The 8,715-nt window shown below is 69.8% G+C and carries 10 protein-coding genes; 6 read left to right on the forward strand and 4 right to left on the reverse strand.

Features of this window, described 5'->3' with window-relative positions; genetic code table 11:
- Positions 1–16: 16 nt before the first annotated feature.
- The 3 genes from AC1DYP_RS21460 to ykgO all read right to left on the reverse strand — a co-directional run bounded on the left by AC1DYP_RS21460 (position 17) and on the right by ykgO (position 1,805).
- Positions 17–886 carry an NAD(P)-dependent oxidoreductase gene (locus AC1DYP_RS21460; RefSeq protein WP_477048046.1) on the reverse strand — a complete coding sequence of 290 codons (870 nt, stop codon included), beginning with the start codon at positions 884–886 and terminating at the stop codon, positions 17–19.
- A gap of 176 nt (positions 887–1,062) precedes the next feature.
- On the reverse strand, positions 1,063–1,680 hold the full coding sequence (locus AC1DYP_RS21465; RefSeq protein ID WP_477048047.1) for an HAD family hydrolase: 618 nt from the start codon (positions 1,678–1,680) through the stop codon (positions 1,063–1,065).
- A complete protein-coding gene (gene ykgO / locus AC1DYP_RS21470) occupies positions 1,680–1,805 on the reverse strand; it encodes a type B 50S ribosomal protein L36 (protein WP_018061125.1) in 126 nt (41 codons plus the stop codon). Before ykgO ends, AC1DYP_RS21465 begins: the two co-directional genes overlap by 1 nt.
- Positions 1,806–1,982: 177 nt before the next feature.
- Here ykgO and AC1DYP_RS21475 point away from each other — a divergent pair, with 177 nt between their 5' ends.
- The 3 genes from AC1DYP_RS21475 to AC1DYP_RS21485 all read left to right on the forward strand — a co-directional run bounded on the left by AC1DYP_RS21475 (position 1,983) and on the right by AC1DYP_RS21485 (position 5,148).
- The gene (locus AC1DYP_RS21475) at positions 1,983–2,615 is read left to right on the forward strand and encodes a class I SAM-dependent methyltransferase (RefSeq protein WP_477048048.1); all 633 of its coding nucleotides are present in this window, start codon (positions 1,983–1,985) and stop codon (positions 2,613–2,615) included.
- Between the two features lie 78 nt (positions 2,616–2,693).
- Positions 2,694–3,980: a lytic murein transglycosylase gene (locus AC1DYP_RS21480; protein ID WP_477048049.1), complete on the forward strand. Its 1,287-nt coding sequence runs from the start codon at positions 2,694–2,696 to the stop codon at positions 3,978–3,980.
- A gap of 136 nt (positions 3,981–4,116) precedes the next feature.
- Positions 4,117–5,148 (forward strand): SphA family protein, encoded by a 1,032-nt coding sequence (locus tag AC1DYP_RS21485; RefSeq protein ID WP_477048050.1) that lies wholly within the window; start codon positions 4,117–4,119, stop codon positions 5,146–5,148.
- A 4-nt stretch (positions 5,149–5,152) separates the two neighbouring features.
- On the opposite strand, the gene AC1DYP_RS21490 is transcribed toward AC1DYP_RS21485, so the two are convergent.
- On the reverse strand, positions 5,153–6,481 hold the full coding sequence (locus AC1DYP_RS21490; protein ID WP_477048051.1) for an MFS transporter: 1,329 nt from the start codon (positions 6,479–6,481) through the stop codon (positions 5,153–5,155).
- Between the two features lie 164 nt (positions 6,482–6,645).
- Between AC1DYP_RS21490 and motA the strand changes: the two genes are divergently transcribed.
- The 3 genes from motA to mnmC2 form a co-directional block, all read left to right on the forward strand.
- Positions 6,646–7,515 (forward strand): flagellar motor stator protein MotA, encoded by an 870-nt coding sequence (motA, locus tag AC1DYP_RS21495; RefSeq protein WP_477048052.1) that lies wholly within the window; start codon positions 6,646–6,648, stop codon positions 7,513–7,515.
- Positions 7,516–7,650: 135 nt separating this feature from the next.
- Positions 7,651–7,968, forward strand: a complete 318-nt coding sequence (locus tag AC1DYP_RS21500; protein ID WP_477032649.1) for a hypothetical protein — start codon at positions 7,651–7,653, stop codon at positions 7,966–7,968.
- A 104-nt stretch (positions 7,969–8,072) separates the two neighbouring features.
- The coding region (gene mnmC2 / locus AC1DYP_RS21505) for a tRNA (5-methylaminomethyl-2-thiouridine)(34)-methyltransferase MnmC2 (protein WP_477048053.1) at positions 8,073–8,715 on the forward strand (643 nt) is incomplete at its 3' end.

Genomic DNA, 8,715 nt, shown 5'->3' on the forward strand with positions numbered 1-8,715 from the left:
CGAGTGGAAGGCCGATTCAGCGCCCCTCCACACGTCCGCGCGAGACTTCCGCCAGAGCGGCCAGGTCGGGGGTTGCGCCCTCGCCGGCCAGCAGGGCCTCCAGGCCGTTCTCGACCAGATCGGCCAGCGGCAGGGCCAGCCCCTTCTCGTCGCCGGCGGCCAGGGCCAGGCGGACATCCTTGAGGGCGAGATCGGCGGCGAAGCCCGGCGGGTGGTAGCGGCCCTCGGCGATCATGGCGCCGTAGATCTTGTAGATCGGGGCGGCGAAGATCGTGCTGGTCAGCATGTCCAGCAGGTCGGCGGCCGGCACGCCGTGGGCCGCGCCCAGGGCCGTGGCCTCGCCCATGGCCTCGACGGCCGAGACGATCATCAGGTTGCCGGCGATCTTGACGGCGTTGGCGCGGACCGGATCCTCGCCCATCGGCCAGACCTTGGTCGCCAGGGCCTCCAGCACCGGCATGGCCTTGGCCACCGCGTCGGGCGCGCCCGCCGCCAGCACGCTCAGCCCCCCGGCCCGGGCCACCGGCGGACGGCCGAACACCGGCGCGGCCACATAGCCCAGGCCCAGCACGGCATGCGTCTCGGCAAGCTCGCGCGCGAAGGCGGTGGAGATGGTGGCGAGGTTGACGTGGACCAGGCCGGAACGGGCGCGCGGCAAGGCGTCCAGCAGGACGTCGCGGATCGCCTTGTCATGCGCCAGGATCGACAGGACGACATCGCCTTGCAGCGCGTCCTCGATCGTCTCGGCCGCCCTGGCGCCCAAGGCGACCAGCTCGGCGACAGGACCGGGCGAGCGGTTCCACACCGTCACGGCGTGGCCCTTGTCCAGCAGATTGGCGGCCATCGCCGCGCCCATGGCCCCCAGACCGATGAAACCGATGTGCATGAGCAGGCTCCTGAAGCCCCTTCTCCCCTTGCGGGAGAAGGTGTCGGCACAGCCGACGGATGAGGGGTCGACAGGCGTCGGACGCCCAGCGTGACCGTTCAACTGGTCGCGGCGGAAGCTTTCTTCAACCCCTCATCCGGCGCTTCGCGCCACCTTCTCCCGCAAGGGGAGAAGGGTCAGAGAAGGCCGTGCTTTTCCACGACCGGCCGCAGCGTCGCCGGATCGACGAAGTGGTGGACGTGGAAGCCCAGGGCGGCCGCGGCCTCGACATTGGCGCGGCTGTCGTCGACGAACAGCAGGTCGGCCGGCTCCAACCCCGTGCGCTCCAGCGCGATTTCGTAGATGCGGTGCTCGGGCTTGATCACCCGTTCGCGGCCCGAGACCACGGTGTCCCGGAAATGGCGGAAGGCCGGGCTCATGGCCCGCACGTCGTCCCAGGTCTCGTGGGACATGTTGGTCAGGCCGAACTGCGGCACGCCGCGCGCGGCCAGCTCCTCGATGACGGATTCGGTCTCGGGGATCGTCCCGGAGAACATCTCGTCCCAGCGGTCCCACCAGGCGGCGATGTGCTCGGCGTGGTGGGGGTGCTCGGCGCTCAGGGCGGCGATGTTGTCGGCGAAGGTCACGCCGCGGTCGGTCGCCGCGTGCCAATCCAGGGTCCCGACATGCGAAAGGAACCGGTCGAGATCGGCCGGTTCCTTGAAGATCTTCGCGTAGAGCGTGCGCGGATTCCAGCGCACGATGACGTTGCCGACGTCCCAGAGCAGCGCCCTGGGAGGCCGCGCGGGCGTCATTAGCCTTGCTTGGCTTTGAAGCGCGGGTCGGTCTTGTTGATGATGTAGATGACGCCCTTGCGGCGAACCATCTTGCAGTCGCGGTGACGCGACTTCAGCGACTTCAGCGAGCTACGAACCTTCATGACCGTCTCTATACTCAGCGGAGAGGTTCGCGGCCGCCATGAGGGCGAAAGGAACATCCGGGATGTTTCGGAGGGCGTGCGTATAAGCAGGACAGGCGCGGGAGTCAATGCGCGCCTTGGCCTGAAAGCGCGCGCCGACGGGGCTTCGCGCCCGCCTTGTCGCCTGGGAGCTTCATCATGACCACCGCCAGTATTCCAGGGACCGAGGGCTACGACCAGGATGTCGAGGCGTTTTTCGAACGCGCCGACGGCGTCGCCTTCGCCGACAAGTACGCCGCCGTCCTGCATCTGATGCCCGCCGACCCGTCCAGAATCCTCGATATCGGGGCCGGATCGGGCAAGGACGCGGCCGATTTCGCCGCCATGGGGCACACGGTGCTGGCGGTCGAGCCGACGCCGGTCCTGCTGGCCGGCGCGATCGCCCGCCACGCCCACCCCGCCATCGCCTGGCTGGGCGACGGCCTGCCCGATCTGGCCGCCGTGCGGGCGCGCGGCGAGACCTTCGACCTGATCGTGATGTCGGCGGTCTGGATGCACCTGGACGCGGCCCAGCGCGAGCGCGCCATGCCGAACGTCGCGGCCCTGCTGGCGGACGGCGGGGTGCTGATTCTGTCCCTGCGCCACGGCCCCGTCCCGCCCGGCCGGCGGATGTTCGAGGTCTCGGCGGACGAGACCATCGGACTGGCGCGGGCGGAAGGCTTGAGCCCGCGGCTGCGGGAGGAGCGAGGCTCGATCCAGGCCGCCAACCGCCTGGCCGGTGTGACCTGGACGCTTCTGGCCTTCGAGAAGATCAAAAGCTCCACAGTTTAGACGTGTCTTGGCGGGAACTTCACCGCTCTGTCGCCCTTGTGATTGAAGCCTTCAACCAAACGCCGGTAGCCTGCCACCATGGATAGACGCGTTTTCCTCGTTCTGCTGCTGGCCGGTTGCGCCGACACCTCGACCAACGCGCCCCTGGCGCCGTCGGTCGCGCCGCCGACTCCGGCCGCGCCGCCGCCCGGCTCCACGCCGTCGGTCGCCGCTCCGCCGGCCGCCGGCCAGGTCGTGGGCTTCGACACCTGGCTGGCCGCCTTCAAGCAGAAGGCCCTGGCCGCCGGCCTGACCCAGCAGCTGCTGGACCGCGAACTGGACGGCGTGACGCCCAATCCCAAGGTCATCTCGCTGGACGGCCGTCAGCCCGAGTTCTCCAAGCCGGTCGGCGACTACATCAGGGGCGTGGTCGGCGAGGACCGCGTGGCCGTGGGCCGCGCCAAGCGCGACAGTCTGACCTTCCTGCCGGCCATCGAGTCCCGCTACGGCGTGCCGCGCGACATCCTTCTGGCCGTCTGGGCCATGGAATCGGCGTTCGGCAAGATCCAGGGCGACTTCGACGTGGTGCGCTCGATGGCCAGCCTGGCGTTCGACGGCCGCCGCCGCAATTGGGCCGAGGGCGAGCTGATCGCCGCGTTGAAGATCATCGCCTCGGGCGAGGACACGCGCGAGCAGCTGAAGGGCTCGTGGGCCGGGGCCATGGGCCAGACCCAGTTCCTGCCTTCGAACTACCTGTCGACCGCCGTGGATTTCGACGGCGACGGCCGCCGCGACATCTGGGGCAGCGACAGCGACAGCCTGGCCTCGGCCGCCAACCTGCTGAAGAAGGGCAATTGGAAGCCCGGCGTCGGCTGGGCCAAGGAAGTGATCCTGCCGGCCGGCTTCGACTACGGCCTGGCCGAGGGTCCGCGCGAGATCCCGTCGTGGTGGGAAGCCAAAGGCGTGCGCCGCGCCGACGGCCTGCCCTGGACGCCCGCCGACGCCGCCTCGCCGGCCGGCCTGATCCTGCCCGCCGGCTGGTCCGGCCCGGCCTTCCTGGCCCTGCCCAACCACTATGCGATCCGCACCTACAACAACTCGACGTCCTATGCCCTGGGCATCGGCATGCTGGCCGACCGGTTCGCCGGCGGCGGACCGCTGGTCACGGCCTGGCCAGTCGAGACGCCGCTGGGACTGGCCGACCGCATGGCCGCCCAGATCGCGCTCGGCCGCCTGGGCTTCGACCCCGGCCCGGCCGACGGCGTGATCGGGGCCGGCACCCGCAAGGCCCTGCGCGCCTGGCAGGCCGACCGCAAGCTGCCCGCCGACGGCTATCTGTCGTCCGACATGGTGGCCCGGCTCAAGGCGCAGGCCGGCATCAGCTAGCGACCCCGCCGCATTCCTGGGACATTCCCCAGCGCGGATTACCGTCGCGCCGCAAGGACGACTCAGCAATCCGCCCTATGGCCGCTGGGATCGCGCCCGACCACTCTTCGAGGCCTACGCCACGGAGACCTGGGTCATGGGCCTTGAGCCGAACATCCGATCCGCCGCGCCCCGCGCAGCCTTGAGACGCCTTGGCCAGGCGCTGGGCGCCGGCCTCGTCATCGCCCTGGCCGCCGGAGCCCACCAGGCCCAGGCGTCCGAGGGCGGGGCCAGCCTCTACCTGCTCGGCACCGGCGGCCCCGGCAACGCGATCATGCCGCCGCTGAAGGGCGTCTTCTTCGACAACGAGGTCTATTACTACAAGGGCAGCAGCAGCGGCGGGAAGCCGTTCCCCATCGGCGGCAATGTCGTGGCGGGTCTGGACGCCAAGATCCTCGCCGACTTCGCCACCGTGCTGTGGGTGCCGACCACCGATCTGGGCGGCGTGACGGTGGCGCTGGGCGCCGCCCTGCCGTTCGGCGAGCCCGATGTCGGCGTCGACGTCGTGATCACCGGTCCGCGCGGCAATCAGGTCGGGGTGTCGGCCAGCGACTCGGCCTTCGTGGTCGGCGACCCGATCGCCACCGCCATGCTGGGCTGGAAGAAGGGCGACGTGCACTTCCAGCTCTCGAGCATGCTCAACATCCCGATCGGCGACTATCGCAAGGACGAGCTGGCCAACCTGGCCTTCCACCGTTGGGCGATGGACTCCTCGTTCGCGGTCAGCTGGCACGACCCCAAGAGCGGCTGGGACGTCAGCGGCAAGGCCGGCCTGACCCTGAACGGCGAGAACCCCTACACCGACTACAAGACCGGAACCGAGATGCACCTGGAGGCGGCGGTCGAGAAGACCTTCTCCCCCAAGTGGTCGGCCGGTCTGCAGGGCTACTATTTCAAGCAGGTCAGCGCCGACAGCGGCCCGGGCGCCAAGCTGGGTCCGTTCCAGGGCGAGGTCACCGGCGTCGGCGCCACGGCGGCCTACAACTTCAAGATCGGCCACATGCCCGCCACCCTGCGGGCCCGGGCCTTCACCGAGTTCAACGCCACCAACCGCATGGAGGGCGACTCGTTCTGGCTGGGCCTGACCGTGCCGCTGAGCGTGAAGATGCCGACCGCGCCGCCGACCTAGAACGTTAATGCGGGCCGGTGGCGTCGATCGAGCTGGCGTCCACCACCTGGGCCTCGTCGCGGGCCTCGCGCGGGGCCTGCGCGTCGCCGACCCGGCGCATGACCGGATCGATCAGGGCGTAGGCGACCAGACCCGCCAGCACCACGACGTTCATCAGGTAGGGCGAGGGGTGGGCCCACTTGTAGAGCGCCACGCCCAGCACCGGGGCGATGATCACCGAGGCGCCGTTGATGGCGCTGATCGCTCCGGCCACCGCCCCCTGCTCCTCGTGGCCCACCGACAGCGAGGCGCCGGCCGTGAAGCCGGGCCGGGCGAAACCGTAGCCCAGGCTGCACAGGGCGAAGCCGACGACCAGGGTGTGATAGTCCGGCGAGAAGGCGACGATCAGGTTGCCGACGCCCGCGCAGCCCGCGCCCAGCCACAGCAGCTGGCGCGGGGTCAGGCGCAGCATGCGGATCAGGCCCCACTGGGCCAGCAGGCTGGCCACCGCGCCGGCCATCATCGCCACGCCCGCGAAGGCCGCCGCCTTGGCCGGCGAGATGTGCAGCTTGTCGATGACCATGAAGCCCAGGGTCTGCTGGTTCACCGTCTGGGCGCTGGCCAGCAGGAAGCCGTAGACGATGAAGGGCATGATCCGCCGGTCGTTCCAGCGCACGCGGGCCCGGGTCTTCCTGGCGGTTTCGTCCGCCCGATCGGGGATCTCGTCCGGGGTTTCGGGCAGGCCGCGCAGCACCAGGATCAGAACCACGCCGGCGATGACCGCGAACGCGAACATCGGCCCCGACAGGGTCAGCAGCGGGAACACCAGGAACGGCGCGACAGCCGGACCCAGGATCGTGCCCAGGCCGCTGGCCGAGGCCATGGTGGCCAGGGCGTTGGTGCGGTCGGCGGGCGCGGTGCGGTCGGCGACATAGGCCTGGGCGGCCGGGTTCGAGGCGCTGCCGACCAGGCCGAAGATCGCCCGCGACAGGGCCGCCCCGGCGAACACCGCCAGCGGGACCATCAGGCCCTTCAGCCCCATCAGGATGAAGAAGCCGAAGCCCAGCATCGACACCGCGAAGCCGGCCATGCCCAGGATCACCATCGGCTTGCGGCCGCGCTTGTCGGACATCCGCGCCCAGACCGGCGACATCACGCCCCACAGCAGGGCCGACAGCGAGAAGATCGAGCTGATCAGCACATCGGGAATGCCGACCTGACGCCCGATGGCCGGCAGCACGGTCTGCAGGGCGGTGTTGCCGGCGGCGCTGGACAGCAGGACGGCGAACAGGATGGCGAAGGCGCGGCCCTTGGCCTTGTCGTCCAGGCGGACATCCGGGCTGGCTGCGCTCATGCTTCCCCTCCGAGACGCGCCGCCGGTTGCCCCCGGCCTATGGCGTCAAACATCTGTTAGGCGGGTGCGGCGAAAGGCGCAACAGGCCCGAAAAACCCCGCTCACCTTGGATTAAGCATTAACGGCCATGATCCCGGCTGAAGTTACCCGGGGCTCTCTTCGTCATGTTCCAGATCGTCGGCATCATCCTGCTGTTCGTGCTCGTGTTCGGCAGCTTCATCATGTCCGGCGGCAAGATGGACGTGATCATCGAAGCCGCCCCGCACGAACTGATGTGCATCCTCGGCGCGGGCATCGCCTCGTTCCTGGTCTCGAACTCGATGACCGTGATCAAGGCCACCGGCGGCGGCTTCGGCAAGATCTTCGCGGGCCCCAAATGGAAGACCGCGGACTACCGCGACCTGCTGGGCCTGCTGTTCCTGCTGACCAAGACGATGAAGTCCAAGGGCGTCATCGCCCTGGAAAGCCACATCGAACGTCCGCACGAGAGCGGAATCTTCCTGCGCTATCCGAAGATCATGAAGGACCACTTCGCCGTCGACTTCATCTGCGACACCCTGCGGATGATGACCATGAACCTGGAGGATCCCCACCAGGTCGAGGACGCGATGGAGAAGCAGCTCGAAAAGCACCATCACGAAGGCCTGGCCCCGGCCCACGCCCTGCAGAGCCTGGCCGACGCCCTGCCCGCCCTGGGCATCGTCGCCGCCGTGCTGGGCGTCATCAAGACCATGGGCTCGATCACCGAGCCGCCGGCCGTGCTGGGTGCGATGATCGGCGGCGCCCTGGTCGGCACCTTCCTCGGCGTGTTCCTGGCCTATGGCCTGGTCGGACCGTTCGCCACGCGCCTGACCGCCGTGGTCGACGAAGAGGGCTCGTTCTACAAGATCATCCAGTCGGTCCTTGTCGCCCACCTGCATGGCAACGCCGCCCAGATCAGCGTCGAGATCGGCCGCGGCAGCGTCCCGAGCGAGGCCCAGCCCAGCTTCCTGGAACTGGAAGAAGCCCTGCAGGCGATCCCGAACGAGACCTGATCCAGGCGATCACGGACCGATCACGGATCCGTGAACATTTGTCTTGCCCCTGCCATCGAACTGATGTTCTGTGACCTTGTGACGCGGCTCAAACGGGCCGCAGTCGCCAGACAAGCAGTCGCAAGGGAAGCCCCTATGACCACCAAGATTCTCCGCTCGATCCTGATCGCCGGCGTGGCCGTCTCGGCCCTGTCGCTCGCCGCCTGCGGCCAGAAGTCGGAAACCGCGGCCGACGCCTCCTCGAAGGCCGCCCAGGACGCCGCCGCTTCGGCCAGCACGGCTCAGGACGCGTCCGCCAACGCCGCGACCGCCGCCGCCGACGCCAACAAGGCCGCCGCTGACGCCGCCGCCGCTCCGGCCGCCGCCGACGCCACCACCGCCGCCGAAGCGCCCGGCACGACCACCACCACGACCACCACCGAAAAGAAGGTCGAGCCGGCGCCCGCCCACTAAGGCGCCCATCGTCCTCGAGACCATCGGAAGGGCCGTCCGCGAGGGCGGCCCTTCTTCTATCGGCGCCCTTCTTTTAGAGGGGGCGGCGGTCCTATAAGCGGCGCATGAGCGATCCCGCCGCGCCTTCTCCCGACTCCCCGCCGGCCTCGCCGCTGATCTGGCGCGACGACGGCATGCCCCAGTCGGCGCTGTACGGCGACGTCTACTTCTCCAGCGCCGATGGCCTGGCCGAGACCCGCGCGGTGTTCCTGACCGGCTGCGACCTGCCCGCCGCCTGGCGGGGCCGCGACCATTACACCGTCGGCGAACTGGGCTTCGGCACCGGCCTGAACATCGCCGCCCTGCTGGACCTGTGGCGTCGTGAGAAGACTTCAGGGCAGCGCCTGCACCTCTTCTCGATCGAGGCCCACCCGATTACCCGCGACGAGGCGGCCCGGGCCCTGGCGGTCTGGCCCGAGCTGGGCGAGGCGGCCCAGGTGCTGCTCGACCACTGGCCGGGCCAGGCGCGCGGCTTTCATCGCATCGACCTGCCCGGCTTCGACGCCACCTTCGACCTGGCGGTGATGGACGTCGAGGAGGCCCTGGCCGCCTGGGACGGCGTGGCCGACGCCTGGTTCCTGGACGGCTTCTCCCCGGCCCTGAACCCGGCCATGTGGCGCGAGGAGATCCTGGCCGCCGTGGCCGCCCGCAGCGCGCCCGGCGCGCGGGCCGCCACCTTCACCGTCGCCGGCGCGGTGCGGCGCGGCC

Source organism: Caulobacter sp. P1_D6, from assembly GCF_056406095.1.

What these genes read in the sequence shown, in the direction of transcription:
- AC1DYP_RS21500 (WP_477032649.1), top strand. Translation starts at nt 7,651, where the DNA reads ATGACCACCAAGATTCTCCGCTCGATCCTGATCGCCGGCGTGGCCGTC.
- AC1DYP_RS21475 (WP_477048048.1), top strand. Translation starts at nt 1,983, where the DNA reads ATGACCACCGCCAGTATTCCAGGGACCGAGGGCTACGACCAGGATGTC.
- AC1DYP_RS21490 (WP_477048051.1), bottom strand. Translation starts at nt 6,481, where the DNA reads ATGAGCGCAGCCAGCCCGGATGTCCGCCTGGACGACAAGGCCAAGGGC.
- AC1DYP_RS21480 (WP_477048049.1), top strand. Translation starts at nt 2,694, where the DNA reads ATGGATAGACGCGTTTTCCTCGTTCTGCTGCTGGCCGGTTGCGCCGAC.
- AC1DYP_RS21485 (WP_477048050.1), top strand. Translation starts at nt 4,117, where the DNA reads ATGGGCCTTGAGCCGAACATCCGATCCGCCGCGCCCCGCGCAGCCTTG.
- AC1DYP_RS21465 (WP_477048047.1), bottom strand. Translation starts at nt 1,680, where the DNA reads ATGACGCCCGCGCGGCCTCCCAGGGCGCTGCTCTGGGACGTCGGCAAC.
- ykgO (WP_018061125.1), bottom strand. Translation starts at nt 1,805, where the DNA reads ATGAAGGTTCGTAGCTCGCTGAAGTCGCTGAAGTCGCGTCACCGCGAC.
- motA (WP_477048052.1), top strand. Translation starts at nt 6,646, where the DNA reads ATGTTCCAGATCGTCGGCATCATCCTGCTGTTCGTGCTCGTGTTCGGC.
- AC1DYP_RS21460 (WP_477048046.1), bottom strand. Translation starts at nt 886, where the DNA reads ATGCACATCGGTTTCATCGGTCTGGGGGCCATGGGCGCGGCGATGGCC.